28 protein-coding genes are annotated in these 25,375 nt (G+C 42.9%); 20 read left to right on the top strand and 8 right to left on the bottom strand.

Annotation, left to right across the window (positions count from 1 at the left end):
• Positions 1–167 precede the first annotated feature (167 nt).
• The 3 genes from BLS14_RS23430 to BLS14_RS23440 all read right to left on the bottom strand — a co-directional run bounded on the left by BLS14_RS23430 (position 168) and on the right by BLS14_RS23440 (position 5,800).
• The gene (locus tag BLS14_RS23430) at positions 168–1,850 is read right to left on the bottom strand and encodes a type 2 periplasmic-binding domain-containing protein (RefSeq protein ID WP_090954215.1); all 1,683 of its coding nucleotides are present in this window, start codon (positions 1,848–1,850) and stop codon (positions 168–170) included.
• A 108-nt stretch (positions 1,851–1,958) separates the two neighbouring features.
• Positions 1,959–3,566: a response regulator transcription factor gene (locus BLS14_RS23435; RefSeq protein ID WP_090954217.1), complete on the bottom strand. Its 1,608-nt coding sequence runs from the start codon at positions 3,564–3,566 to the stop codon at positions 1,959–1,961.
• Positions 3,567–3,991: 425 nt separating this feature from the next.
• Positions 3,992–5,800, bottom strand: coding sequence for a sensor histidine kinase (locus tag BLS14_RS23440; protein WP_090954219.1), 1,809 nt, complete (start codon positions 5,798–5,800; stop codon positions 3,992–3,994).
• A 182-nt stretch (positions 5,801–5,982) separates the two neighbouring features.
• Between BLS14_RS23440 and BLS14_RS23445 the strand changes: the two genes are divergently transcribed.
• The 5 genes from BLS14_RS23445 (at position 5,983) to BLS14_RS23465 (ending at position 9,317) form a co-directional block, all read left to right on the top strand.
• Entirely contained in the window at positions 5,983–6,933 is a 951-nt protein-coding gene (locus tag BLS14_RS23445; RefSeq protein WP_053780273.1) for an ABC transporter permease, read from the top strand.
• Between the two features lie 16 nt (positions 6,934–6,949).
• Positions 6,950–7,822 carry a carbohydrate ABC transporter permease gene (locus BLS14_RS23450; RefSeq protein WP_064639786.1) on the top strand — a complete coding sequence of 291 codons (873 nt, stop codon included), beginning with the start codon at positions 6,950–6,952 and terminating at the stop codon, positions 7,820–7,822.
• A gap of 202 nt (positions 7,823–8,024) precedes the next feature.
• Complete coding sequence (locus tag BLS14_RS23455) at positions 8,025–8,381, top strand: hypothetical protein (protein WP_176854723.1); 357 nt, start codon at positions 8,025–8,027, stop codon at positions 8,379–8,381.
• A gap of 46 nt (positions 8,382–8,427) precedes the next feature.
• Positions 8,428–8,664: a hypothetical protein gene (locus BLS14_RS23460; protein WP_090954223.1), complete on the top strand. Its 237-nt coding sequence runs from the start codon at positions 8,428–8,430 to the stop codon at positions 8,662–8,664.
• 71 nt (positions 8,665–8,735) lie between these two features.
• A complete protein-coding gene (locus tag BLS14_RS23465) occupies positions 8,736–9,317 on the top strand; it encodes a hypothetical protein (RefSeq protein ID WP_090954225.1) in 582 nt (193 codons plus the stop codon).
• 294 nt (positions 9,318–9,611) lie between these two features.
• On the opposite strand, the gene BLS14_RS23470 is transcribed toward BLS14_RS23465, so the two are convergent.
• Positions 9,612–10,199: an NAD(P)H oxidoreductase gene (locus BLS14_RS23470; RefSeq protein WP_090954227.1), complete on the bottom strand. Its 588-nt coding sequence runs from the start codon at positions 10,197–10,199 to the stop codon at positions 9,612–9,614.
• A 316-nt stretch (positions 10,200–10,515) separates the two neighbouring features.
• Between BLS14_RS23470 and BLS14_RS23475 the strand changes: the two genes are divergently transcribed.
• The 3 genes from BLS14_RS23475 to BLS14_RS23490 all read left to right on the top strand — a co-directional run bounded on the left by BLS14_RS23475 (position 10,516) and on the right by BLS14_RS23490 (position 13,510).
• Positions 10,516–10,833 (top strand): winged helix-turn-helix transcriptional regulator, encoded by a 318-nt coding sequence (locus BLS14_RS23475; protein WP_176854745.1) that lies wholly within the window; start codon positions 10,516–10,518, stop codon positions 10,831–10,833.
• A 168-nt stretch (positions 10,834–11,001) separates the two neighbouring features.
• Positions 11,002–12,123, top strand: coding sequence for a hypothetical protein (locus BLS14_RS23480; protein ID WP_090954231.1), 1,122 nt, complete (start codon positions 11,002–11,004; stop codon positions 12,121–12,123).
• Positions 12,124–12,646: 523 nt separating this feature from the next.
• On the top strand, positions 12,647–13,510 hold the full coding sequence (locus BLS14_RS23490; RefSeq protein ID WP_090954234.1) for a DUF4085 family protein: 864 nt from the start codon (positions 12,647–12,649) through the stop codon (positions 13,508–13,510).
• 162 nt (positions 13,511–13,672) lie between these two features.
• Here BLS14_RS23490 and BLS14_RS23495 read toward each other — a convergent pair whose 3' ends face one another.
• Both BLS14_RS23495 and BLS14_RS23500 read right to left on the bottom strand, forming a co-directional pair.
• Entirely contained in the window at positions 13,673–14,725 is a 1,053-nt protein-coding gene (locus BLS14_RS23495; RefSeq protein ID WP_090954236.1) for an anti sigma factor C-terminal domain-containing protein, read from the bottom strand.
• A gap of 2 nt (positions 14,726–14,727) precedes the next feature.
• Positions 14,728–15,237 carry an RNA polymerase sigma factor gene (locus tag BLS14_RS23500; protein WP_079696400.1) on the bottom strand — a complete coding sequence of 170 codons (510 nt, stop codon included), beginning with the start codon at positions 15,235–15,237 and terminating at the stop codon, positions 14,728–14,730.
• A 182-nt stretch (positions 15,238–15,419) separates the two neighbouring features.
• Here BLS14_RS23500 and BLS14_RS23505 point away from each other — a divergent pair, with 182 nt between their 5' ends.
• From BLS14_RS23505 to BLS14_RS23530, 6 genes are read left to right on the top strand one after another with little or no spacing between them, the layout of a single operon-like run.
• Positions 15,420–15,959: an HAD-IIIA family hydrolase gene (locus BLS14_RS23505; protein WP_090954237.1), complete on the top strand. Its 540-nt coding sequence runs from the start codon at positions 15,420–15,422 to the stop codon at positions 15,957–15,959.
• A gap of 10 nt (positions 15,960–15,969) precedes the next feature.
• Positions 15,970–16,485: an NUDIX domain-containing protein gene (locus tag BLS14_RS23510; protein WP_371121662.1), complete on the top strand. Its 516-nt coding sequence runs from the start codon at positions 15,970–15,972 to the stop codon at positions 16,483–16,485.
• Between the two features lie 4 nt (positions 16,486–16,489).
• A complete protein-coding gene (locus BLS14_RS32740) occupies positions 16,490–16,801 on the top strand; it encodes a hypothetical protein (RefSeq protein ID WP_090954241.1) in 312 nt (103 codons plus the stop codon).
• 35 nt (positions 16,802–16,836) lie between these two features.
• Complete coding sequence (locus BLS14_RS23520; RefSeq protein WP_090954243.1) at positions 16,837–17,700, top strand: imm11 family protein; 864 nt, start codon at positions 16,837–16,839, stop codon at positions 17,698–17,700.
• 41 nt (positions 17,701–17,741) lie between these two features.
• Positions 17,742–18,119, top strand: coding sequence for a hypothetical protein (locus BLS14_RS23525; RefSeq protein WP_090808407.1), 378 nt, complete (start codon positions 17,742–17,744; stop codon positions 18,117–18,119).
• A gap of 12 nt (positions 18,120–18,131) precedes the next feature.
• Positions 18,132–18,419 (top strand): SHOCT domain-containing protein, encoded by a 288-nt coding sequence (locus tag BLS14_RS23530; RefSeq protein ID WP_090808409.1) that lies wholly within the window; start codon positions 18,132–18,134, stop codon positions 18,417–18,419.
• A 108-nt stretch (positions 18,420–18,527) separates the two neighbouring features.
• Here BLS14_RS23530 and BLS14_RS23535 read toward each other — a convergent pair whose 3' ends face one another.
• On the bottom strand, positions 18,528–18,956 hold the full coding sequence (locus BLS14_RS23535) for a hypothetical protein (RefSeq protein WP_090954245.1): 429 nt from the start codon (positions 18,954–18,956) through the stop codon (positions 18,528–18,530).
• A gap of 143 nt (positions 18,957–19,099) precedes the next feature.
• Here BLS14_RS23535 and BLS14_RS23540 point away from each other — a divergent pair, with 143 nt between their 5' ends.
• Entirely contained in the window at positions 19,100–19,312 is a 213-nt protein-coding gene (locus tag BLS14_RS23540) for a hypothetical protein (RefSeq protein WP_063564054.1), read from the top strand.
• 66 nt (positions 19,313–19,378) lie between these two features.
• On the top strand, positions 19,379–19,795 hold the full coding sequence (locus BLS14_RS23545; RefSeq protein WP_256336647.1) for a hypothetical protein: 417 nt from the start codon (positions 19,379–19,381) through the stop codon (positions 19,793–19,795).
• A gap of 303 nt (positions 19,796–20,098) precedes the next feature.
• Here the strand turns inward: BLS14_RS23545 and BLS14_RS23550 are convergent, their stop codons facing one another.
• The gene (locus BLS14_RS23550) at positions 20,099–21,067 is read right to left on the bottom strand and encodes a cation diffusion facilitator family transporter (protein ID WP_090954247.1); all 969 of its coding nucleotides are present in this window, start codon (positions 21,065–21,067) and stop codon (positions 20,099–20,101) included.
• Positions 21,068–21,371: 304 nt separating this feature from the next.
• Between BLS14_RS23550 and BLS14_RS23555 the strand changes: the two genes are divergently transcribed.
• The 4 genes from BLS14_RS23555 to BLS14_RS23570 all read left to right on the top strand — a co-directional run bounded on the left by BLS14_RS23555 (position 21,372) and on the right by BLS14_RS23570 (position 25,287).
• Positions 21,372–22,049, top strand: a complete 678-nt coding sequence (locus BLS14_RS23555; protein ID WP_063564057.1) for a response regulator transcription factor — start codon at positions 21,372–21,374, stop codon at positions 22,047–22,049.
• A 23-nt stretch (positions 22,050–22,072) separates the two neighbouring features.
• The gene (locus tag BLS14_RS23560; RefSeq protein WP_256336648.1) at positions 22,073–23,422 is read left to right on the top strand and encodes a sensor histidine kinase; all 1,350 of its coding nucleotides are present in this window, start codon (positions 22,073–22,075) and stop codon (positions 23,420–23,422) included.
• 66 nt (positions 23,423–23,488) lie between these two features.
• On the top strand, positions 23,489–24,613 hold the full coding sequence (locus BLS14_RS23565; protein WP_090954249.1) for an ABC transporter permease: 1,125 nt from the start codon (positions 23,489–23,491) through the stop codon (positions 24,611–24,613).
• Entirely contained in the window at positions 24,610–25,287 is a 678-nt protein-coding gene (locus tag BLS14_RS23570; RefSeq protein ID WP_090954250.1) for an ABC transporter ATP-binding protein, read from the top strand. Before BLS14_RS23565 ends, BLS14_RS23570 begins: the two co-directional genes overlap by 4 nt.
• The last annotated feature ends 88 nt before the right edge of the window (positions 25,288–25,375 follow it).

Consider the following 25,375-nt stretch of genomic DNA (forward strand, 5'->3'; position numbering starts at 1 on the left):
CTCCTTCAGTACCATTCTGATATCTATGAATGGCTTTCAATTTCTCATCTAAACTGAATTTAGGCAAAAAAACTGCACCTCCATTGTTAGTCGTGTCTAACAAATGGGGTGCAGTTCATTCAGCTTCGGCTGGTTTTTTAACGATTTACTTTTCCAAAATCCAAATCTTACTTCGCACTTACTGACTTGAACCAATCATTCACTTCTTGCGTGATCTGATCTCCGCCGTTGGATTTCCAGTTGGCGACGAATTGGTCAAAGGCATCAACCGGCAGTTGGCCGTAGATGATTTTGTTGAAGGTTTCCATCTCGGACTGGCGGAGCAGGTTCCATTTGGATACCATGGTTGGTGTTGCAGCACCGGTAAAGTAGTTTTGTTTACGAATGTCGATCTGGGACATAACGACTTTACCTGCATACCAGTTTTCCGGTTTACGGAATTCGGCCATTTGTTTCTCGTACGGTGTTTCAGGCTTCTCGCCGTTGGCCAGCTTCACGAGTGTTTTCATGTACAGATCCGGAATACGAGCCGGGCCGGTCAGGAACGGGAATTCGTTGGAGAAGTCTTTGATCTTCTCTTTGTCACTGGTCGGTTTTCCGTCAATGATATCCCAGTCGTAACCTTTGGCGAAACCGTATTCATACTCACTTCCCGCAGCCGGGTTAGCCAGGTTATCGAGCAGGTAGTTGTAGTACAGGAAGATGGCTTCTGGATGCTTCGCATCCTTGTTAATCATGATACTTGCGTTGACACCAGAATTCTGCCACTTCGTACCGATCTTGCCGTCTGGGCCAGCCGGAACAGGGTAAGCTTTATATTTTGATCCAGGTACGTTCTTCAGCAGGTCAGGTGCCGGCCAGTCGGGTACCCAGTTTGCGCCAGGCAGAATGCCCGCTTTGCCAGCGGTCCAGCTCTCAGCGGATTTACCTTCATCCCACAGGGCGGAGTCGGTATGGATATAACCTTTGTTCATCCATTCAGCCAGCTTGGCAAGTGCTTGTTTCGCACCCGGGTTAACGGAGCCGTACTCCAGATTGCCGTTTGCGTCTTTGTTCCATTGCTCCTCGATTGTGCCATATGCACCGAACAACCAGTCGAGTTGACCCATCCAGGTGTTGGTGTTATTTTTCAGCGAGATCGCCAGCGGGAATACTTTGTCTGGAGACAGACCGTCCGGGTTCTCGTTTTTGAATTTGTCCATGATGTTCTCAAGGTCTGCAATGGTTTTCGGAGCTTCCAGGTTCAGCTTCTCCATCCAGTCCTCGCGGAGCCAGAGCAGTGTATCGTCGTTATCCGTATATTCCATGATCGGCATGTTGTATTTCTTGCCGTCCTTAGTGAACGGATACCACAGTTCAGGATGTGCTGCTGCGTGATCTTTCAGGGTCTGACTCGCGTACTTGTCGAACAGTTCATCAATCGCGATGAATTGACCGGAGTCGATCAACTGATTGGTCAATACCGCATTGGTCGGTACGGATACGAAATCAGGCAACTTCTCGCCAGAGGCGATAGCCAGTTGAAGCTTTTGTCTGTATTGATCGTCATTGGCCGGATACCAGGTATCTTTATGCTTCATACCCAGCGTTTCCAGCATCCAGCGATCGTGAACGTTATTTTCTTTGGTATCCCCTTGCACGTATTTCTTCGGCATCAATACCGAACTGAATTCGATGGGTGGGTCGTATTTACCTTTGGCAAAAGCAGCTTCTGCTTCAGCTGAACCGACGGTCGCCGGTGTATCATCTTTGGTACCATTGTCACTGGCTGTATCGCCACTGCCGCACGCAGTGATCGTGATGAGCGCGATAACCATGAGCAGTGACCACCATGTTTTAAATTTGATCATTGTTCAATCCCCCTACGATGTATGATCTTTACAAGTGTAACTGTACCAATTTGGGTGGGAGGGCATCTATATGAGTTTGTTAGTTTTGATAGGACTCTCTTATGCAAATTAATGTTGGTCTCGGTACTCTTGCGGCGTGACGCCGAATTGACGCTTGAACACTTTGATAAAATAAGCCGGGTCCATATATCCAATCTCCATGCTGATTTCATATACTTTTTTGGTGGTCGTAACGAGCTTGTGACAAGCCCGATCCATGCGCAGGCGCGAGATATAATCACTGATGCCTTCACCCGTTTCGATCTTATAGATCTTGGACAAATGGGTCGGATGCAGATTAACATGGTCGGCCAGAACTCGCAAAGATACATCCAAATGCAGGTTTTTATCTGTAAAATCCTGAATCTTCTTCACATACTCGGAACGGATGTCCTTGATCTCGTTGGACGTGCCTTCCTTGAGTTTGCTGAGTACACTAAGCGACCATTTGCGCAGTTTACTGATGGTAGTAAAAGCTTCTCCGCTCTGCAACCACTCGATATCGTCACCCATTAAATTAGCCAAAGTCAGCTTGTTACGGTGTGCGAGATTCGTGAACGAAGCCGTAATTAGAAAACCAGCCTCCATACAATGCTCCCACGATTCCGACCATTTCTCATCCAGCTCCGCACAGACGGCTAGTATTTTTTCTTCTGCCGCATCCCATTGACCACTCTCTAACAGATGAATGAAAGTGGGTGGGGTATACAGGACATCCAGCGGGCCTTGTGCCGACGGAGTCTCCACGTCGCTGACCCGCATCACGAATTCACGTTCGTCTCCGACGATTTGCCGGAAATAAGCGGAGGCCTGCCGAAAACGATCATATAGCTGATCGGGAAACGCGAACCATTCGGTAATGACGATGGAGAGGGACCCTTTCAGAAACTGCTTAACTTTAGACTGAAGCTGTACCGAAAGTTTCTCCAGTATGGTTTCTTTGCCAATGTCGGTGTTGTTCACTTTCAGTTGAAGCAGAAACACCAGATATCCATGCTCCTCCTTCACGCCCCACACTTCCATAAACTCACCCATAATCTCTTCCGCCATATTGATGACCGCATATTCAAGCAAGGTTTGGTCGTTGTTGTCATATTGCCCGAATTCTTCTTCCATACGTACAAGCATTAACGCGCAATCCCCGGCGTGGAAGGGCAGATCGTAATTGGCAAGTTTTCGTGCCCATTCGCTGGAGGCAATTCGATGTCCTTGCAAAGCCTCAAGCAGCAGTCGACCCCGCAAATGCGGTAGGTTCTCTCGAAGGGTGAACTGGGTTCGTTTCAGTGAACTTACGAGTTCCCATTCGGTATTTAATTGATCGATAGCTTTCTGAACGGCACCCATTAATTCATCATCCGTCGGCGGCTTCAGCAAGTAATCGACGGCTTCGAACTGGATGGCTTTTTTGGCGTAATCGAATTCAGAATGTCCGGATAAAAGAATACACTTTATTTTTTTGTCACGGACTCTGATCCGTTCGATCAGTTCAATCCCTGTCATTTCGGGCATCTGAATATCCGAGATTACAATATCTATAGGGTGCGTATCAATCAGCTGAAGTGCTTCGTGCGCCGAGTATGCTTTGTGCACCTGTTCGATCCCCAGCGTATGCCACGGTTTGGTCATGGACAGGTTATCTACCCAGTGTGCTTCATCGTCTACAATGATCATTTGCATGATGTTTGTCTCCCTTGGTGGTTGGTATATAAGGCCAATAATTAAAATCAAAGGATACGTGAATTGAACAAAGTCGCTACGGATTTGAAGGGTTCTTTCGATCGCTGTTCAAGCCCCATTTTCTGAATTAGATGATTATAAGGTTAAAATGGTGCTTGAAAGGCGAACACTTCGTTTCTACAGAATCCCTTCAATCCTTCGCTTGGTTCACATGTACTCTAACCATTTATTTTAAACAAGGCCTTATATAAAGGTGGAATTATAATAATGGCGGAGCCTATGCCCCTATTCATCCTTCTTTCAAAAAAGGCTTTAATGCGGGCACTTCCGAACACTTCGTTTCTTCAGGTTTTTTCTGTCCTCTGCGTTTCACGTGTAAATGGTTCGTTCAAAATTATATAGTCAAATTATCGTTAGTATCGATATCAATTATTATCGGTATTTCCTTTATCGGAATCAGTATCCTCTTTCGGGATCTCCCAGATCATTTCGGTTCTGAATCCGCCGAGAGGGGATGGGCCGAATAGAAGGTAGGATTGATTGCCGAATAGATGCATGATTCGCTGATTCGTGTTCCATAGGCCACAGCCCATTTCCTCCTGTAGCGGCTGCTGCATTTTCAGATTCAACGCTTCCAACTGATCCGGGCTCAAGCCTGGTCCGTCGTCATCGATGTAAATTTTGCAGAACCCGTTCGAGCTCTCGCCAGTAATTCGAATTTCGCCGGATGAATACGACTTCGCCACGCCATGAATGACTGAATTCTCCACAATCGGTTGCAGCATTAATCGTGGAACGGACTGGGCGAGCATATCTTCAGGAATATCGATATGATATTCAATTCGTCCATTACGCAGCTTCTGGATATCCAAATAGTTGACGAGCAGATTGATTTCTTCTTTTAGAGAAGATGTCTCCCGCTCCACTCGTGTCGTATAGCGATAGTAGGCACTGAGGTTATGCGCCATGGAGACGACGGCTTGCTCGTCCTTCATCTGGGCCATGTTGATGATATAGCCAAGACAATTATATAGAAAATGCGGATTGATCTGCGCCTGTAGCTGTTTCAGCGTAGCTTCCTTGGCTCTGATCTTTTCCTGGAACACGTTCTCGATCAGGTCTTGAATCTGATGGGACATATCATTGAATCGATGGAACAAAAACGAGAATTCATTCTGATCCTTGCTATGCAGGCGTACGGAATAATCTCCGCGCTGCACGCGACGTAAGCCCTGGATCAGCTTTTTGATCGGATATTGAATGTTTCGATATAACAGGATCGAAGCGGAAATGCCCACCACAAACAGCAGAATCATAAACAGATAGAACAAGTTCCGACTGAGCGAGATCGGCTGTAGAATCTGATAAAGTGGTACGACGTCGACCAAATGCCAATCCAGATAGGAGGATTTCACCGAGCTAACCAGATACTTTTTCCCGTTCAGCTTGACGACATCCTGTGTGGTATCCTCTGGCGAGTGTTCATCCAGATAACGAATGAGTTCCTCGGATAGCTGCTTGTCGGCACTGCGGTTCAGAATGGGCGAATTTCCTTTGTGATAAAAGAAGGGATCACCTTGCCCACCTGCCTTATACGTATCCAGCATGTTCTGAATGTTCTCATAACTGAAGCTGGCTTCAATCACCAGATTGCTTCCCGTCAACATGCCCGGCTGGGCCAAGGAATCTGTAAAGAACCAGTAGAAGGATTTCATATCCTCTTGGTTCTCAGCACCATCACCGTATGTCCATTGTCCGCTCATATTTCTTTTCAAATAATCCTCATCATAACCGGTTGTTCTATTATAGTTGGCAATGACATCTTGATTCTGCTGTGAATGCACAGCGTATCGGGTAGGCCATATATCGGTAACACCCGATTGAAGCATCAGTTTTTCCTGAATAACATATCGGGTTTGCATCTTGTCATATCGATCATTCCATATGTTCAAGCCATTAAATGCTCTGACATTGGGATCTCTGGAGAGAATAAGACTGAAATCCATCATCTGATTGATTCGTGAATCGATCTGACTGGATAAAAACGTGAGCTGCTTCGTATTGGAGACCTGTAGCTCTTTGCTTACAACATCATAAGTGACGTTGTTCGAGTAGGTATACATGATAATAATGGGGATGAAGAGGACCACAATTAAACAGTTTATTTTGGCAAACAGACTAAACCGGGATCTGGACATTCTTCCAAATGATATAAAGCGCTTCCATGTATTCATAAAAAGTCTCCTTCAAATTCGTGTGTAAACAACCTCTTCAGATGATGTTCCTAACAAAACACTATCAAGCCTAACAATGTTATATAGTCAGACCTGAGAAATGCCTGATACTATTTATAGCAGAGATCCCCATTACACACAAAAACTTTTTTTGGGAACAGGAGCGCGCTATGGAGGCTAATATGGAAGCTAACCGGGTACCTCAGGCGGACATTGGGAGCAAGCCGAACAGAAAAACAAAAAAACGCTACAAACAACCATGGATTCTGCACTTGATGGTGTTGCCGGCGGCCATTATGGTCTTTATTTTTTCATACATTCCGATGTCCGGGATTTTGATGGCATTTCAAGACTATAAACCTGCACTGGGTTTTTTCGATTCGGAATGGGTCGGACTGAAGCATTTCAGATACATGTGGGAAAATGATTATTTCCTGCAAATCACGTGGAATACGCTGTTTTTTGCCTGTTCCAAGATCATTATGAACTTAATTATTCCGTTTGTCTTCGCCTTATTGCTCAATGAGGTACGGAAGATGGCGCTGAAAAGAACGATTCAAACACTCGTATATTTGCCGCACTTTTTGTCTTGGGTTACATTGTCAGGCATTCTGATCGATATTCTGGCGCAGACGGGTATTGTCAATCAGTTCCTTGTCTCCGTATTCGGCATTAAGCCAATATTCTTCCTGGGGGATGGCAGCTGGTTCCGATTCACGATTATTGCGAGTGATGTCTGGAAAGAGTTTGGATTCAACACGATCATCTTCCTTGCGGCACTGTCTGGCATTAACCCTGCACTCTATGAAGCGGCTGAAGTGGATGGGGCAGGACGCTGGAAGCAAACGATGTATATTACTATCCCTGCACTTATTCCAATTGGGATCGTAATCGCCACCCTGGCACTGGGTAATGTACTCAACGCCAACTTTGACCAGATCTTTAACTTATATAGTCCATTGATTTATCAGCAAGGGGATATTATCGATACGTTTGTGTATAGAGAAGGTCTGCTCAGTGGGCAGTTCAGTTTCGCTACCGCCGTGAATCTATTCAAATCGGTCATTAGTTTGATCCTGATTGTGATCTCCTACCGACTGGCTTACCGATTCGCCGGATACCGAATTTTCTAGAAAGGATGACGAACTCATGTATCATAAAACGATGCCTTACCGCATATTCAGCATAATCAACAATGTGTTACTGACCATCCTTTCGCTGCTCTGCTTGCTGCCTTTGTATCACTTACTCATGGTATCACTGAGCGCATCTGCTCCTGCCAATGCTGGACTGGTGACGTTCTGGCCGATTGGTTTTACACTGGAGGCGTATGCTAAGACGTTCGCCAATAGCAATTTCCTCTCCTCCCTGTGGGTGTCTGTGGAGCGGACGGTACTGGGAACAGGGCTCGCGTTAATCGTCAATACGATTGCAGCCTACGCGCTCTCCAAGGAGACGCGGGTGTTCCGTGCACGTAACATCTATCTGTGGTATTTTGTCATCACGATGCTGTTCAGCGGTGGCCTCATTCCGGGGTATATCCTGATTCTGAAGCTGGGACTGATGAATACATTGCTGGCCTTGATCCTGCCGGGATTGGTTGCGGTGTTCAACATTATTCTGCTGCTGAATTTCTTCCGTACCGTTCCCAAGGATCTGGAGGAAGCTGCATTTATTGATGGGGCAGGGCATTTGCAGACGTTTATCAAAATCTATCTGCCCGTCTCCGTACCTGTCATTGCAACCGTTTCTCTCTTCATGATGGTCGGACATTGGAACTCGTACTTTGACGGGATCATCTACATCCGTGATGCAGAAAAGCTGCCACTCGCGACATTCATGCAGACGATCATCGTGCAGGCCGACATGTCGAAGCTTGATCCGGAAGCGGTGAAGAACCTGTCCCAACGGACGATTCGGGCTTCGCAGATCTTTATCAGCGCGCTGCCAATCCTGCTCGTGTATCCGTTCTTGCAACGGTACTTTGTAACCGGGATTGTAGTTGGGGCTGTGAAGGAGTAGTTAAATGTAGGGGTTAGGATAGGGTTGTAAAATGGAGTCACTGAACTGGGGAAGGCCAGGGAGGTGGCTTCTTTTTTGCGTGGAGAAAGACATTGCACGTATGTAGTGTATTACCTTTATTTGAATAAAATGGTACGATGGGGCTGATCAAAAGTTATCCTTATTATTCATATCGAAGGGTGTGTACGAAGTGAAGAAGAAGATGATAATCGTTACCTTGGTTTTGTCGTTAATAAGCGCTTCTCTTGCTTTTGCAGCTACAAGTGCACCACAGAAGATAAGTATAGTTTTGAATGGAAAAGAACTAAAGACCAGAACAGGGACAGAAGTCAAAATAATTGACAATCATGCTTATATCCCGGCCAGTGTTCTTCGTGATGCAAGATTTGCGGTAGAGTATAAAAACTCCAAGCTTAATTTAGTGAATAACTATTCTCCTTACAACAAAAATTTAATAGAAATGCACCTTTCCAATCATGAATTTACAAGCCAATTCAACAAGATCGAGCAAGAAGTAATTGATGTTCTTAGTAAAGTGATATTAGAAAGAGCAAGTTGACATCTCCAGATTACAACAGTTAATAAAGGAAGCCGAATCTAATGTCGTGATCCGTCCAGAGGTATTTACTCCAGTACAAGACTCTGATTTATCTGATGCGTTTTATAGTTTGGAGGCATATAAAAAAGCAAGTATTGAGCTAATAGCCTATGTTCATACCGGGGACAAGGAAAGATTAAAGTCTTTCCACGAAGAGAGAAAAAAGGCGCTTGAGTATTACGATTCTTACACATATATGTATGATCGTATTTTTAAATTGAGCTATATTAGTGCAACAAAATAGGAAAAAGAATATCTCTCAAATCGCTTGATCAACGTTAAATTTATGCATTTTGGGTGAAAGGAGAAATGTCAATGATTCAAAACCATAACTCATGGTCTGTTTGTATATCCAGTGATTTTGAATTGAACTTTTTGATCTATGTAGCGAGTACGTATGGCCTTCTTAAAGAGGACATCAATGAGAATATTCTATGGCCATCCCGGCAAATGGTAGAATCAGATGAACTTCATCAAAAACTTGAAATACAATGGAAATGGTTCTGGGATCGCAGCATTAACCAAAAGGCACATAAAAATAATAATCATGTATCATTTGTGCTAGGACTGCCCGACTTTGAGTTAGTTGAAAAACATGAATTAAGGGAGGTATTGGTTCATTTATGGCCATCCTTTAGGCAGTGGTGGTACATGCCTGCGGGAGGGCAAGCTGCAATGAATTACTGGGAAGGGATACCTGACCTTATACGTTATGTTCAAGAATTTGAAGATGAAGTAGGTAGAAAAATTAAACCGTTTCACTTGAATATGGATTTAATCTATAACGGTCCCAATGAGCCGATTGAAGTAACGGAAGAATACATTATTATGCCAATCAAAATTGAATATTTAATGAAGAGGGATTGGTGGATCAGTAGATTTAAAGAACGATATTAAGAACGTAAACATAACTCTGGAGTTGATGGATTACGCACATACAACCTATCTGAGTAACCATGGCATCATCGATCTTAGCATGCTGGTGAAGTTTCTTCTTTCGACAGTAAAATAATGATTGACACAAATGTAGGGTCGCTCTTCGGAGCGACCCTACATTTGTGTTTTAAAGGGTAGTTGTTCTTAAACTCGAGAGATTAGCGTGATGGTTAACGTGATTTATTTTCACAAAAAAGGCTTCAAGCCACCGAACTTACAACAAAACTTCAGACCTCATATAGGGGAGTAATACCGTTATGGAGTCGGGATCGCGTTATCATAATTTAGTCCCAACTGATACGCCTGTTTCAGAAGTGCCTCATAATGCTCAGGCTGCGCATCAAACGTTTCATATAAAAATTCAACGCTCGACTGGGGCACGCCGCAGTAATTGGCAATACCCACATTGAGCAGATTCGTGATTGATTCATCATAGTTTCGCTTCTGCATCTGTTCTTCCGTCACGCCCGCAAGAGCAATCCATAACATCTGCTGATGATGAAGCTTGTTCGAGCCGTAGGCAAACCCGTTGTTCATGACACGATCCACATACCCTTTCAGCATGGCTGGCAGATGCCACCACCAGAGAGGAAACACAAAAGCGACAGCGTCGTGCTTCTTCAATCGCTCTATCTCCGCTTCTATCTCAGGGGAGAAAACCTGATGTTCCTTGGTAAAGTCAGGTTCATCTATGCCTTGGAGAACAGGGTTGAAGCCAATGCCATGCAAATCCAATATCTCAAAATCGTGACCAGCCTCGGCAAGGCCCTGCACGAAATGCTCGGTAACCTGGAAGGTCAGGGAATCTTTTCTCGAATGCGACACAACGACTAATACATTCATCTTATCTTTCACTACCTTTCTGCATTGCTGTCTTGTAGCCATGAATCGCTGGCTGATGCTATTATAAACAGGTATGAAAACATCTGGAAGTACGCACTTTGATGTTCTATAGGAAGAATGAAGTGCCATAGGAACATCAAAGTACCCTGAATCACTACCTCGAAATGGAGTTCAAATAACGAAACGAAGAGAAATAAGAAGGTTATGATTTTACCTCGGCAACAGCTTGATGAAGGAGGGATAAAAGTTGACGGAACATGGAAAAACGAACACTCCAAAGAAATATAAAGTCGGCGTGGAGGCGGCCTTGGAAGTGATGGGCGGGAAGTGGAAGCCTTTGATTATTTATCATTTGATGACAGGGCGAAAACGTACATCGGAGCTGCGTCGGTTGATACCGGACATCACGCAGAAAGTACTGACAACGCAGCTCAGAGGTTTGGAAAAGGACGAGATCGTGCAGCGAAAGGTGTATTCGGAGGTACCTCCCAAAGTGGAATATGAGTTAACGAGTTACGGTTGGGGACTCAAACCTGCTTTGGACTTTTTGTGCTATTGGGGAGAGGAGCACCTTGAAAAGGTTCACGGGGATAAGTTCAAGGTGTTGGAGGAGTTTGACTCTCCAGAGTGTTGAAGAGGCGAACCTGGTCCAGTTAAGTAAAGGATCATCGCGTAATCGCAAATGTTGGTGATTTGTGATTGAAATGAGCCGGAGAAAAAAGGGGGTGAGAAGTTGAATGTATTAAAAGTAATATAAAAAATTAGAAATTCGTAGATTCTTTAATGGAGAGGTGTGAGTAGTATGATTAACAAAGAATATTATGTAAAGCTTAATCAAGATGCACAAAAACATTATCAGTTCTACAAACAACAAGCAGAAGCACTGGTAGATAGAAGAGAATATACGACCAGTAAACGTTATGACATTTCGCCGTATTGGTATGCGCGCCAAGGTGAAATTCCTGGAGATATCTCAGATGAAGAGACGGATACATATTATGAGTTTGATGAAGAAGGCAGAATACGAATTTTGGCCTGCGACGATTTAATTGATGGCTACACCTACGTTACATATGCAGATGGTGTAATAACGACAAGAACGTATGTCGATTGCGAATTAGACTCAGTCAAAGAATATCTGATACAAGACGGGTTAGTCTGTCGGTCAGTGGAGTATTTTACTCGATTCAATAAATTAGAGTATGAAGACTATATCTATGAAGGCAACAGACTTGTGGAAGTATACCAACCTCAATACGAAAATAATGATTATTTTGTTCACCTTCTTCGAACGTATTTCGAATATGATGAGCAAGGTGCTCTCCTGCGCGTGTTAGATGGGACCCAAGGTGTGATCTACGTGATGATGTCATCCGAAGAAGTCTTCGTGCTCCGGGAAACTGTGAAAAAAGGACTCATTCTGGCCTTGAAAGAAATTGTTGGTGATCTTTGTAAGAAACAATCTAACAAAACATATTGTTTTCTCTCAATTTACTTACATGATGAAGTTCATACGGTTTATTCACCTATTTTTCACCCAGGCTGGCAAGAGGTAAGGGAAGAGCAAATAGAAGAAAAAGATGAGGACGAAGATTATTATTACAGGATCTGGAGTTCAGGTGAGCATCCTGTGAACGATCAACAAGAACTTATGGATCATGATTTAATTCAGAAGCTTAGAACTCTTATTATGTATTGGCGTAGCATCGGTGATTGGTGGGAGGAAGGCATGAGCTTGTGGAAGGAAGTCGCGTATGACCTCAATGAAACGACGAATTGGTCTGCTTACTCAGGACTTACGGAAAACTTTGTTGTGTTCGTCGAATGGGAGGCAATGGATGTGATGAATGGAGATTTGCAAGAAAGCATCCCTTCAGCCAAGTTAGAAGTTTTACAATCAGAAGGCATAGCGCCACGAATTTAAGATATCAATAAGTGATTTGGGAGGGATAGCTTATCAAATATAAGACTACATATCCACGGGCCAAGTGGAATTTAATCGTTATGCTGATTCTTGAATGTTTTTTTTTCAGGAATTATTCCGTTAGTCAAGGCGGTATTTCCAGGTTCATAATAATATTTTTGATGATCTATACTTTCATCTATATCATCATCCTTATCAAACGTTTATTTTTCACCAAACCAAGCATTACTCTGGGAAGCGATTATGTGATATCTACGAAAAACCAGAAATATGAAGCATCTCAAATTGACTGCATCTATATGAATTACAAGCGGATTGGTTTCAAACTTCATGGTCGGCGATTAGTTCCTATGGATTTATGTTTTTACTTTGATAGTAGCCAAGAGATAGAGGGTTTAAAGCACTTAAATGAATGGGCAGAACATAATAAAAAACAAGTGAAACAGAAGTTCTTTCAAACATTAATGTAGTCTTCTACGTTGGTTAGAGCATCTAGAAGGATTCGTCGAGATAGGAGACACTCATGAAATTCCGAACAAAAGAATGGTATGAGACGTGTCAGCGTACTGGACTTCATTTTGGGATGAGGATACATAGGGGAGCTAACGAACTGGACGAAGCTCTTTTTCTGAGGCTGTACAAAAGAAAAGAAAAAGCGCATGTAAATGTGGAACGTGAGATATATAACATCGATCCTCGTTCTATGCTGAAGCATGATGGTACGGTTCTTGTACGTGCTGACCAGTTTTTTAGTGAGGAAGCGGTAGCTGAAGAGGATAAGATGATTTATCATATGCCGCCAGAACAAAGAGCGCATATTGAGAAGCTTATTGCGGAGTATGATGTCCGCCCACCTTTTGACGAGAAAAAATGCAAAGAAGAGTATAAAGAAATGATGGAATGGAGTGTCCAAAGCCAGAAAGAGCGTTTACCCCAAAACATCGTTGAGCAAATTGCAGATATCCGTTTGTTTACGCTTGGGTATTGCACAAGAGAAATATTGCTTCAGTTAAAGAAACAGAGTGCGGAAAATACGAGAGAGATGGACCGCGTATCGAAAGAATACAGGGAGGCCATTTTAGCGCAGGATATTTCAGATGAACTTCGTAGCCGGGTTCAATTTCATGATTGTACAGTGACGGAACTGCTAACGGGAGAGGAAGTTGTCATTCGTTTTGATACCAGTGGAGGCTTCACTAATATGAATAAACTTACGCTGATTGCACCCGAAATTATCAAGCAAGAAGGAGAGATTGTAGGCAGTTACTGGCTGTATCAGGAATTGTACCGGAATGATAACGGATATGAACTTCATGTTTTATTTTATGGAGAAAATATGCCTGAACTGATTGTTCGCTGTGCTGACATTATTGTAGAGGAAGAGTGAGACAGAGGCGGCGGTAGAGAAACTAAAGCTTCTCGCAACAATAACGTTACACAAGGTGATTTTATGGTAAAAGAAATCAGAAAAAAGAGATAATACCACTGATTAAACAGGTATCATCTCTTTTTTTATATGAAACGTAATGTCGATACTGGATAAGTTATTTTAATCCCAATTCCATATCTCTACTCGATTCAAATGGAAATGTTGGAATTCCGGGACCTTTGTAAGTTTCTCTAACTCTCGTACGGGACCAGTAACAACCGCGCCATATACTTGAACGCCATTCTTTTTTAAATAGGCAAGACGTTGTTTATCCAGTTCAGCACCACTGTACTCAATATGGTTTGACATCCATTCTAGATCAGACATCATGGCTTGAACCTGTTCTTTCATCTGTCCTGCATCGTCAGATACAAAGTAATTAAACCATCTTGCACCATTGTCATTGAATTCATAAAGAGGCTTAAGGCTAAGATGAGGAATATTATAGTCAAACATTCCTGCGCGTGAATAGGAAACACCAGGCTCGGTGAATTCGCCTGAATAGATCGGCATGGCGGTCACTGCAACATCGTAATCTGAGAGAAGCTGCATCAGTTGGTCGGGAGACGCTAGATTTTTCAAGGATAATGACATCTCTGCGACATGTCCATCATCAATTTTACCTAGCCGCTTAAGGCTACTACTTTCCTCAGAATCATTATGATCAGATTTACCACCCACTAGTGAATAAGGGAGATAGAAAGGGCCTGGGTTATTGCCATTCATATACGCTCCTGTATTAGTAATCGTATAGGTGAATTTACCGGTTATACTGAGTTCAGCTTGAATTTCACCTGTGATTACCTCCCATGAACCTACGTGTCGATATATTTTCAAATTAGCTTTTTGAGTTAAAAACGGGGTTACTTCAAAAGGTTGAACATTTATTTTTTTTTCTACACGAAGTCCGTCACCATGCATTTCAACAACAGATATAATGGACCGCATGAAATTGTTACGTACCGCTGATTGATCAAAATAGATATGGAGTGACGATACATAGATGTGATATACCATAAATACTAGAAAAAGAGCTCCTCCTGCATTTAGGAAAAACTTCCATCTCGTTTTCCAAACCATTCGTTTAAACTGCTTATGACCCCATTCAGGACGCTGATACTCAAAATCCTCTTCCTGAAATACACGTTCCTCATCATGTGGTGTTTTAGACATTCTCAAACGTCTCCTTTCATTTGAAGCATCTCTGCTTTGAATCGTTCTCTGGCGCGAAAAAGAGTGACCTTAACCTTGTTCATGTTCATATCCAGAATCTCGCAAAGTTCTTTATAAGATAACTCGTTCATTTCTCGTAGCACCAAAATGGTCCTATACTGTTCGGGAAGTTTCTTCATCACTTGTTGAATACGAAGGGTACGTTCACGAGCTGTGAGCACTTCCTCAGGGGAACGATATGTATTTTCTGTCGCTTGTTGCTCCATCTCTCGATTCATTTGAATTTCTCCACGATATTTACGATACCAATCAATAAATAAATGCCGAGCTACTTTGTATAGCCAGGCTCTGGCGTAACTTGCATGCTCTGCTTTCATGGATACCATGGCTCTGTAAAAGGTTTCTTGAACTAACTCCTCAGCTGTCTCCTGAGATCCACACATACGGTATAGATAGAGATGCAGGGAGGATTGGTACTGCTTGAATAGTTCGGCATATAAATCACTCCTCATTTCAAGTTTCCTCCTCCTTCTCTTTAGACAACGGGTCAAGTCAAATAATGTTACAGTAAAATTGAAAAAATTTAGGAGGTTTCTTTAGGAACTAAAATAAGAAAAAGGAGTAACCATAAGTAAGAGAACAAAAAACATAGTGTAGCTTAACAATGTAAAATTCTCTTGGAAAGGGACAGACCATGACCAAATCAAATTTGGATGTACAAGCTGTTTTTATGGATAGAGATGGAACAATCGGTGGGACAGGTCACTTTATTCATCCTAGAGATTTTGAATTATATCCGAATGCGAAGGAAGCAATCATGCTTTTAAAAACAAGCGGAATTAAGGTCTTTGCTTTTACAAATCAATACAGAATTTCTCGTGGAGAAGTAACTGTTCAAGATTTTGAAGAACAATTTCGTGAATATGGATTTGATCAGTCCTATATATGTCCACATGAACAAGAATGCAACTGCAGAAAGCCGAAACCTGCTATGTTGTTACATGCTTCAGAGCAACACGATCTGGATTTATCAAAATGCGTAGTTATTGGTGACGTGGGGGATACCGACATGCTTGCTGCCCATGCAGTAGGAGCGACAAAGATCATGGTGAAGACAGGTTGGGGAGAATCCTCATTAACAAAATTTAGAGACAGATGGTCAGAGACAGAACCTGATTATGTCGCAGAACAGATTTTAGATGCAGTGCAATGGATCATTAGAGGACCGGAGTGAGGTAAGCCGAATGGCATCGAACTTTAATAATAAGGTGATAGGAAGGTATTCAATTATGGGCATGTCTGATTATTATAAAAACCTTAGGGAAAAGATCGGAAACGAGTTGATTTTTATGCCAGGTGTGGCTGGGGTTATCCGAAATGAACAAGGAGAGATCTTGTTCGGTCGTAAACATAATGAAACCAACTGGGGCTTAATTGCTGGGGCAATCGAGCTCGGTGAGACACCTGCTCAAGCGATGATAAGAGAAGCATGGGAAGAGACAGGACTTATCATAGAACCGGAGAAAGTGATAGGGATTTATGGTGGTGAAGAGCAGCGGTTTACATACAGTAATTGTCACCAAGTTGAATATTTAACGATCGTATTTGAATGCAGTATCAAGTCTGGACAACTGGCATCCGATAATGAAGAGATAATGGATCTGCAATTTTTCCCCGAGAATGAGCTTCCACCTATTGCAAACAAGTATCCAGATTATATTTTTAGTTCTAACCAAGAGGAAAGGGCGCATTTTAAATAATTCTATGAATCTATATGGGAAGAAACCAAATGGTATTGATATTGAGTGGACGACCAGCACATTTGGTTATTTATCCATTCCGGTGTTTGTCTTGGGGATTGTATTTTATTTCTTTCCTAATATTTTATATAAATGCTTTGTTCTGATGAGATATAGGGGAATCAAACCAAATTGGGAATTTGAGGACAACCCTCCAAACAGAGATATTCCAAAATTGATAGAAGTGATATTAAAAGCATTAGGCTGCATCATGATGATATTAGGAATCATATGGTTTTGGTTTTCGGAAGAGTTTTATCATTTTTGGTTTGTTTAGCAATAGTACGCATCTTATAAGCAGGAGTGAAATGAATGAAAGCATGGTTGTTAGATTACTATCCACCGAATAATACGATTGAATTTAGCGATTTGGAGGAATTAGATCAAGTTTATGAGGCTTTAGGCAGTGATAAGCCGATTATTCAGGAATGGTCTGCACCTAACGTAGAATTTAATGATGTGGGCAAACCAGCCGATATTTTAAACAGATACACGGGGGCGCTTGTCATTAGTAGGAAAGTGAAAGAACTATTGGAACAGAATCACATTGAACATATCGAGTTCTTGCCACTTTCAACGGCCACTGAAGAGGAATACTATATTTTACACGTGCTGTGTGTTATCGATTGTATAGACCCGGAAAACTCTAAAGTAAGGACTTATTATGACGACGTTCCTCAGTTTGATGAGTATTCACTTGTTTTAGTTCAAAAAGCTTTACAAGGACAACACATATTCAGAATTAAACTACCAAGCGAGGATAGAGAGTTATCTTACATATATGTTTCAGATTTTTTGCAAGAAATATTAAGTCAATCCATCGTGGGTTATCAATTGGTGGAGATCTGGGATTCGGAGTTTTCCTGGAAAGCCAAAGAAGAAAAGCATGAGCGGATGGGTCAGGAAATTGATAGCTCCTTGCTAGAAGTGTTTGATTTTGATAAAGCCAAGAAGTTCGCTCGTAAAAATAAAGGCCATATGGTGTACTCCGGTGAGTGGGCGATCAAGGCAGATAAGGAAAAGCAAATTTGGTTAGGGAACCTTCAATTGGATGGGAGCTACTCATGGATCAATCCCATCTATTATCCTCCCATTTTGTTGGAACTTCAGTGGGGAATTCCAGAAAGAAGTAAAACGATGTTTAGCCGTTTGAAAGAGAGTGTTGGCTTTAAATAACAAAATATTCAGCTAAGAATTACCTGGAAGGAGGAGTGGGCGTGAGAAGCTCCAGGTTTACACCGTATTTAAGTTTCATTGGTTTAGGATTAATTATTATGACTTTGGCCATAAATCTTATTTTTCATTATGGAAGGGGATTGGATGAAGGTTCCCTTATGCTTTTGTCGGTTGCCAATGCCGTGTCATTGTTTTTCACTTTAGTATGGGGATTGTTTGGGCTTATTGAGTTGTATTTATTATTGATATCGAATAAGAAACTTAAATCCGGATTGGATACTGGAAATATTAGTAAAGAAGAGTACATGAATAAAGCCAAAAATCTTAAATTCTGTTATGTTGTAAATATAAGTTATCTGGTTATGCTTTTAATTCAACTTGCATATGTCATTATGAATTGGGACGAGGTCGATGTTTAGGAGGAACTATAATTGAAAGCATTGTCGATCATTGGTATTGTGTTATTTACATTAACGTTTTTAATGATATTCGGGCTAGTGCCAGAAGATCCCGATAGCGCAGCAATCTTGGGACTTTTAAGCATGCTGTACGCCATACCCTTCTCAATTATTGCTTTGGTTGTATCTTCTCGGAGGAAAAAACAACCTGTAAATGTCCATGAACAACTTTTGCAGCTAGGTGAGTTGAGAGAAAAAAATATCATTACTGAGTTTGAGTTTGAACAAAAGAAAGAGAAGCTGTTCTCTAAAATTAAGTAGTTCAGAGACAACTACATACCATAATGGAGGCCCACCTAAGATAATAGTTATCGGGGGAGGCCTCCATTATTAATAATATCTCCCTTAATTAAAGGATTTAAATCAACCTTACTCATTCGTAATCTTTATCGTTTCATCGGTAATGGTGTTACCATCACTTCCCAATGCTTGAATAGTCATGTGGTGATGCACAGACTTACCCGCAATATCCCACGTTATCTTCCACCCATCGTCCTCGTTAGTATCATACCCAATAAGTTCTCGTTCTCCCCAAGTCTCAGTTCCTGTTGGAACGGCCCAGAAAAGAAGTGTTTCCGCGTTGGTCGCCTCTACTGTGACATTTAACTCTGTGCTATCTGTAGGAATTATAATCCAACCTTCTTTTTCGGGAAAGTTAGTCTCAACATTTGCAATCATGGGCATAGCCTCATTTCTTGGGATAACCTCAGTGTCATGATTTTCAGTAGGAACTTCTGAAGCGCAGGCTGTGAGAAGAAGGAAGAGCAGAAGAATCGGGAAAAATGCTATATTTGTCATGATGATTACCTCTTTCTATATAGTGGTATTCACAAATCCTCCAGAGTAATTCCCTCGCACTTGGTTTGACAATACGTTATATGCATGTAAACATAACAGTTAATCAATTACAGTTTAATATAAGTAAGGAGTTGTGAATCAGGATGGAACTCTTTGGAGCTTTTATAGCGTTGATCCTATGTTTTATTGTGTTTCTTATCGTTGCTGCAGTTATACGTTATGCGATAGATTCTTCAAAAACATCGAAAAGACTTGAGGATCTAATAAAAGAAGTACACTATTTGAGAACTGAAATTAAAAAACAAAATAACAATAAACAAGGCGATAATAAATATATTATTGACGAGAAAGTATAGTATAGGTGCCTATTCAAGAAGCAATACCTTGCATCATGCAGGTCGTTTTATGGAAGGAGGGTTAAGGTGCGAAGTGATTTTATTGAGCTCGTGGAAGAGAGTGATGAGAGGTACAAATGTTATGTTTTGAAAAATACAGTCCAAATATTTAAGCAATCCATAAAGGATGAGGATTTAAATGATGTCCGACTCTATATATCGACGACTATTCAGTTAGATGCAATTGCTGATGTAGTAGAGTCATATCTGCATTGGTTTACGGAGTGTGAGGCCGTATTTCGAAATTATTATGAGAATGAACTTCGTGAACAAGTACATAAGGATTGGTTTAATGAAATTGAAGTTTATCAAGTAGATATCACATTTAATAGTAAAGAGGACTACGGAGCAACGATAGCCTGCGGAGACAATGTGTTACAAGGTCACATTATGATTATTGATTTTGATCGAGAACATATCCAGGCTATCCACTTAAATGGATAAGCTAATTATATATACCATCTATGATGATGTTTTGTAGTCTATTGTTTTCTCTTAGCTCCAGGTAGTTAAGAAATAGGAGCAGCGTTATCAGTACAAGAATCACTGACATGAACTTTTGGAATTTCCCCATGGTAGATATAACCTCCTCATTATATTAAGTAAATTACGGTGTACAACAAATTAATTTGATAATGCCATTTGTATTACAGAACGCCTGAATGGAATTAAAGTTACGTGCAAAATGAAAAACAGGACTATTCCTCTAACGGGAATAAGTCCTGTTTCTATTTAAAACTATTAATCTCAATGATGATGATGCCCATGAGCATCCGGTGCGTCACCTTTGACAGTGCATAAAACCGAGGTGTCGTGAAGATGTTTTTCAGATTCGACTTGCAAGGTCACATGCTTGATTTCTTTATGCTCCAGCATATGTTCAATCTTCTGAACCAGGATCTCGGATGCATAGACATCCATCGTTCCATCCACCACGATATGAGCGGTCAGTGCATTCAGGTTGCTGGTAATGGACCAGACATGCACGTCGTGCACGCCTTTGACGCCATCGACTTGTTTGATGGTCTGAACAAGGTCATTTACATCCACATTCGCTGGCGTTCCCTCCATCAAGATATGCAAGGATGATTTGGTGACAAAGAATCCACTGCGTAGAACCAGTACAGCTACAATGACACTTGCGAGTGGATCGGCCCAGCCCCAACCGAAGAACATCATAAGCAAAGCAGCAGCAATGGCGCCAACCGATCCGAGCATATCACTAATGACATGCAGGTATGCTCCGCGCATATTCAAGTTTTTCTCCGTATCGCTACCGCGCATCATGATCCATGCCACCAGGATATTAATGAGCAAGCCGATGATACTGATGATCAGCATGCCGACTGTTGCGACTTCTGGTGGGTTGATGAAGCGACCAATTGCTTCGTAAAAGATGTAAAGTGAGATGGCGATTAAGGTGACCCCATTTAACGTGGCTGCCAAAATCTCAAAGCGTCTGTACCCGTACGTTTTGCCTGTATTCACCGCTTTTTCGCCAAAGGTGAACGCCAGCAAGGCAATCCCCAAAGCTATGGAATCAGACAACATATGACCTGCATCGGAGATGAGGGCCAAGCTGTTGGTGATGAATCCGCCAACGGCTTCAACAATCATATAAACGGTAATAATAATGAAGGAAAATAACAGTACTTTCTTGTTATTGGTACTACCATGATTTTGTCCATGGTCGTGGTTGTGATGATGTCCGGACATATGAGATCCTCTCCTTTGGAGCCGTGCTCCGTTATGTAATTGATTTCTTTTGTGACTACAAGTGATCTTCGGAAATGATAAAGTGCATATAAATAAATATATGAGCAACCATTCATATGTTATGGTTTTATTATAGGTGCGCCTAATAATAGTGTCAACCAGATTTGAGAAAATATAAACATGCCCGCAGGGCTCTCTTACTTGTTCGCTGGCGATTTACGTTGCTTTTGTGCTACCATCTGTGCAGGATCAATGTCGCGGAACCTATATTATTTCAACTTACAGAAAAGGGGCGGACAACAATATGAAGAATCTGCTTCTGGCGGACGACGACGCCAATATTAGAGCACTCCTCCGGCATGTCATGACCAAGGAAGGGTATCGGGTACATGAAGCACAGGATGGAGTGGAAGCGGTTAAGGTTATGCAAGCAACGCCAATCGATCTGGCGATTTTGGATGTGATGATGCCAGGTATGGACGGGCTGGAGTTATGTGATTTTATTCGGCAACATTATGACATTCCGATTATGCTGCTGACAGCACGGGATCAACTATCCGACAAGCGGGATGGGTACTTGAGAGGCACAGATGAATATGTGACGAAGCCATTTGAACCCGAGGAACTGGTCTACCGGGTTAAAGCATTATTTCGTCGGTACCATCGTACGTCCAGTGATATCATTCGTATGAATCGCATCGTGATTGACCGGAATAATGTCGAGGTCTCCGATGGGCAATCGATTCTCTTTTTGCCAATGAAGGAGTTCGAGCTACTCTCTCAACTTGCTCAGTTTCCGGGGCGATTATTCTCGCGTGATGAACTAATTCGGTTGGTCTGGGGAGCGGATTATGAAGGCGATGACCGCACCGTGGATGTACATATCAAGCGGCTGCGTGATCGTTTTGCCGATTATGGGGATGATTTTGTCATTCAGACGGTACGGGGGATTGGTTATAAGATTGAGGTGAAAGCGCATTGAGATCACTGTACTTTCGCGTGTTTATGATTACAATCGCTGTGATTCTGGTGAGTGCCATGCTGGGTTTTCTTTTATCGAATATTTATTATCATGCGAAGCTGAAGTCTTTCAATGACGAGAAGTTAGTTGGCATCGCGACGCAAATGAAGCAGTTTGTGGAGCAGGAACCCGCTACGGTAGAGCATTACCTGGACAATGCCGCAGCGCTCGGTTACGAAATTTATGTGACGGATGGAAAAGGGAATGACCAATTCTATGGCCGCGAATTCCGCCAGAAAGATCTGGACAAGCAGGCTGTAGATCGGGTATTAGGTGGTGAGATATACCACGGCGTTGCCGAGTTTCCCAGCAAACCTTTCATTACGGGTTTCTTCGATAATCAATTGAGCAATACCGTTGGTGTTCATCTACAGATGGGCAATGCAAGTTATGCGTTGTTTATGCGCCCTGATGTTATTTTGCAGTTCGGTGAGCTGCGTATCTTTTTTGCGTTGATTGGAGCGTTTACGGTGGGCATTAGTATTCTGCTCTTTATAATCAGTACCCGCTATCTGGTGAATCCGATTGAACGTCTGTCCGAGGCGACCAAGCGCATTGCCCAAGGAAACTATAATCTGAAATTGTCCACGACTAGGCGTGATGAAATTGGACAGCTGGCCCAGCATTTCATGACCATGAGTCGTGAATTGGAGCGGGTGGATCAGGCCCGTCAGCAGTTTGTATCGAACGTATCTCATGAGATTCAATCACCGCTGACCTCGATTCAGGGTTTTGCCCAACTGGTAGCGGATCGAGATCTGCCTGAACAAGAACGGGAGCACTATGCTTCCATTATTGAAGAGGAGAGCCGCCATCTCTCATTGCTCAGTAAACAATTGCTGCTGTTGTCCTCTCTGGAACAAGGTCATGAGGATTTGACCAAAGTGAGATTTTCTCTACGAGATCAATTCCGCCAATCGGTTCAGGTGCTGCAATGGCAGTTGGAAGAAAAAGAACTGTTGCTAAGGATCTCGGTACCCGAATCCATCCAGTTATATGGCAATGAAGTGCTGCTCATGCAAGTATGGATGAATCTGCTGGGTAATGCCGTGAATCATCTTCCACAGGGGAGAAGCATCGAGATTCGTGCAGAAGAGACCAATGCCCAGTGCGTAATCTATATTCGGGATACAGGAGATGGGATTGCGGCAGAGCATTTGCCTTTCCTGTTTGATCGTTTCTACCGAGTAGACCGTGCGAGAGAACGTTCTTCCGGCCGAACCGGGCTTGGGCTTGCCATTGTGCAGAAAATTATCCGCATCCATGACGGCACGATTGAGGTCTCCAGTTCGTCAGAAGGAACGGTCTTTACCGTGACGCTCCCGCAGATGTAATCTGTTATTCATTTGCCGTTCATTTTCGCCTCCTATACTTGGGTTATCAAGAGGAGGTCAGAGAATATGTACTTGGCTATTAGAGAGATGAGGTTTGCCAAAGGGCGATATGCATTAATTGCTACAATTATGGTGCTTGTATCATTTCTGGTTTTGTTTGTCACAGGTCTGGCACAGGGGCTTGCGTATGATAACGCGGCATCCATCAAAAATATGGCAGCAACCCATTTTGTTCTGGAACAGGATTCGAATCATCGGTTTACCCGCTCCCAGGTGAATCAGGACCAGCTGGAGCAGACACGCTCCGTTGTGGGGCAAGAGAATGCTGAACCGCTGGGTGTGAAAATGACAACAGTCAGTCCAGCTGGCGACACAAAGAAGATTGATGTAACGCTATTCATGGTGAACCCGGAAGGCTGGCTGGCTCCAACCGTAACGGAAGGCTCTCCAATCACGGATCTGAAAGACGGGCAGGTTGTAGTGGATCAAAAGCTGTCTGAATCTGGCGTGAGGATTGGAACGGAACTGGTCGATCAAGCCTCGGGAACGAAGTGGACCGTGGGTGGATTTGTGGAAAAAGAGTCCTTCAGTCACTCACCGGTTGTGTTTCTGAACGAGCAGGAATGGCTCGCTATTCAAGAAGGTTCTCGTACTTCGCAAGGAACAGCAAACTCTAATGCTCCGGTATACAATGCGATTGCCGTTAAAGATGCAGGTGAGAAGGTAGACAGCCTCAGTACTGCTTTGCCGAATACAGAAGTAATAACGAAGTCAGATGCGGTATCCGCTATTCCTGGGTACAAGGAAGAGCAGGGCTCACTGCTCATGATGATTGCCTTTTTATTTGTCATCTCGGCGTTTGTGCTTGCGGTATTCTTCTACGTCATCACGATTCAGAAAACGAGTCAATTTGGTATTTTGAAAGCCATTGGGACGCGAAATTCATATCTGGCGGGCAGTGTTTCGTTGCAAGTATTGCTTCTGTCCATCGGCAGTCTGGTGATCAGTGTGCTGTTGGTTCAGCTGTTTGAATCGATCTTGCCAGCTTCGATGCCGTTTCAATTAGGCTTGTCCACCCTGGCACTAACGTGTGTGTTATTCGTGGTGATGTCTATGGCGGGTTCGCTATTCTCGGTGTGGAAGGTTACCAAAATTGATGCGCTTGATGCGATTGGGAGGACAGCAGCATGAGAAACCGACTGGTATTGCAGGGAATTACACAGACTTTTGAAGATGGTGGAGTCAAACGGACGATATTGGATAAGTTGGATCTTAAGGTGGCCGAAGGAGAGCTCGTCGCGGTCATGGGGCCTTCTGGCTCAGGCAAAAGTACATTTCTGTCCATCGCAGGTGCACTACTTGAACCGACGGAGGGACAGGTTATGCTGGATGGCGCATCGATTATGGGCAAAAACAAACAGGACATATCCGATGTACGGCTCCAGCAGCTCGGGTTTATTTTTCAAAGTGCCAACCTCATTCCGTATCTGAAAGTGGAAGAACAACTGATGGTGGTCGCCAAGCTCGCTGGAACGGACAAAAACAAGGCAGAGAAGCGGGTCGATGAGTTGCTGGATACGGTAGGCTTATCGCATCGACGTAAGGCATATTCCGAGAAGCTTTCTGGCGGAGAACGCCAGCGGGTTGCCATTGCCAGAGCCTTGATGAATGATCCGGCCGTCCTGCTGGCGGATGAACCGACAGCCAGTCTGGATGCGGAACGTGGACTGGATATTGTGAGCATGATTGCACGGCTCGTGAAGGAGCAGGGCAAGAGTGCAGTCATGGTTACGCATGATGAGCGGATTTTGCCGCTATGTGATCGGGTTCTCTTTTTGGAAAACGGGAAACTGGTACACCATTAGTGGTCAGAGTGGAAAGTGTAAACTTTCTTTAGTTCAACTGAAATAACATTAGAAGGTCCATGAATTCCCGATGGGAAAAGTGGCCTTC

This window comes from Paenibacillus sp. OK060, from assembly GCF_900101205.1.
Classification (GTDB): Bacteria; Bacillota; Bacilli; order Paenibacillales; family Paenibacillaceae; genus Paenibacillus; species Paenibacillus marchantiae.

Bases quoted from the DNA above. Each gene is read 5' to 3' on its own strand.
- BLS14_RS32740 (WP_090954241.1), top strand. From the start codon at position 16,490: ATGAATCTATATGGGAAGAAACCAAATGGTATTGATATTGAGTGGACG.
- BLS14_RS23445 (WP_053780273.1), top strand. From the start codon at position 5,983: ATGGAAGCTAACCGGGTACCTCAGGCGGACATTGGGAGCAAGCCGAAC.
- BLS14_RS23465 (WP_090954225.1), top strand. From the start codon at position 8,736: ATGATTCAAAACCATAACTCATGGTCTGTTTGTATATCCAGTGATTTT.
- BLS14_RS23510 (WP_371121662.1), top strand. From the start codon at position 15,970: ATGGCATCGAACTTTAATAATAAGGTGATAGGAAGGTATTCAATTATG.
- BLS14_RS23505 (WP_090954237.1), top strand. From the start codon at position 15,420: ATGACCAAATCAAATTTGGATGTACAAGCTGTTTTTATGGATAGAGAT.
- BLS14_RS23475 (WP_176854745.1), top strand. From the start codon at position 10,516: ATGGGCGGGAAGTGGAAGCCTTTGATTATTTATCATTTGATGACAGGG.
- BLS14_RS23565 (WP_090954249.1), top strand. From the start codon at position 23,489: ATGTACTTGGCTATTAGAGAGATGAGGTTTGCCAAAGGGCGATATGCA.
- BLS14_RS23500 (WP_079696400.1), bottom strand. From the start codon at position 15,237: ATGAGGAGTGATTTATATGCCGAACTATTCAAGCAGTACCAATCCTCC.
- BLS14_RS23435 (WP_090954217.1), bottom strand. From the start codon at position 3,566: ATGCAAATGATCATTGTAGACGATGAAGCACACTGGGTAGATAACCTG.
- BLS14_RS23540 (WP_063564054.1), top strand. From the start codon at position 19,100: ATGGAACTCTTTGGAGCTTTTATAGCGTTGATCCTATGTTTTATTGTG.
- BLS14_RS23455 (WP_176854723.1), top strand. From the start codon at position 8,025: ATGATAATCGTTACCTTGGTTTTGTCGTTAATAAGCGCTTCTCTTGCT.
- BLS14_RS23555 (WP_063564057.1), top strand. From the start codon at position 21,372: ATGAAGAATCTGCTTCTGGCGGACGACGACGCCAATATTAGAGCACTC.
- BLS14_RS23550 (WP_090954247.1), bottom strand. From the start codon at position 21,067: ATGTCCGGACATCATCACAACCACGACCATGGACAAAATCATGGTAGT.
- BLS14_RS23480 (WP_090954231.1), top strand. From the start codon at position 11,002: ATGATTAACAAAGAATATTATGTAAAGCTTAATCAAGATGCACAAAAA.
- BLS14_RS23450 (WP_064639786.1), top strand. From the start codon at position 6,950: ATGTATCATAAAACGATGCCTTACCGCATATTCAGCATAATCAACAAT.
- BLS14_RS23490 (WP_090954234.1), top strand. From the start codon at position 12,647: ATGAAATTCCGAACAAAAGAATGGTATGAGACGTGTCAGCGTACTGGA.
- BLS14_RS23430 (WP_090954215.1), bottom strand. From the start codon at position 1,850: ATGATCAAATTTAAAACATGGTGGTCACTGCTCATGGTTATCGCGCTC.
- BLS14_RS23495 (WP_090954236.1), bottom strand. From the start codon at position 14,725: ATGTCTAAAACACCACATGATGAGGAACGTGTATTTCAGGAAGAGGAT.
- BLS14_RS23535 (WP_090954245.1), bottom strand. From the start codon at position 18,956: ATGACAAATATAGCATTTTTCCCGATTCTTCTGCTCTTCCTTCTTCTC.
- BLS14_RS23520 (WP_090954243.1), top strand. From the start codon at position 16,837: ATGAAAGCATGGTTGTTAGATTACTATCCACCGAATAATACGATTGAA.
- BLS14_RS23470 (WP_090954227.1), bottom strand. From the start codon at position 10,199: ATGAATGTATTAGTCGTTGTGTCGCATTCGAGAAAAGATTCCCTGACC.
- BLS14_RS23560 (WP_256336648.1), top strand. From the start codon at position 22,073: ATGATTACAATCGCTGTGATTCTGGTGAGTGCCATGCTGGGTTTTCTT.
- BLS14_RS23570 (WP_090954250.1), top strand. From the start codon at position 24,610: ATGAGAAACCGACTGGTATTGCAGGGAATTACACAGACTTTTGAAGAT.
- BLS14_RS23440 (WP_090954219.1), bottom strand. From the start codon at position 5,800: ATGAATACATGGAAGCGCTTTATATCATTTGGAAGAATGTCCAGATCC.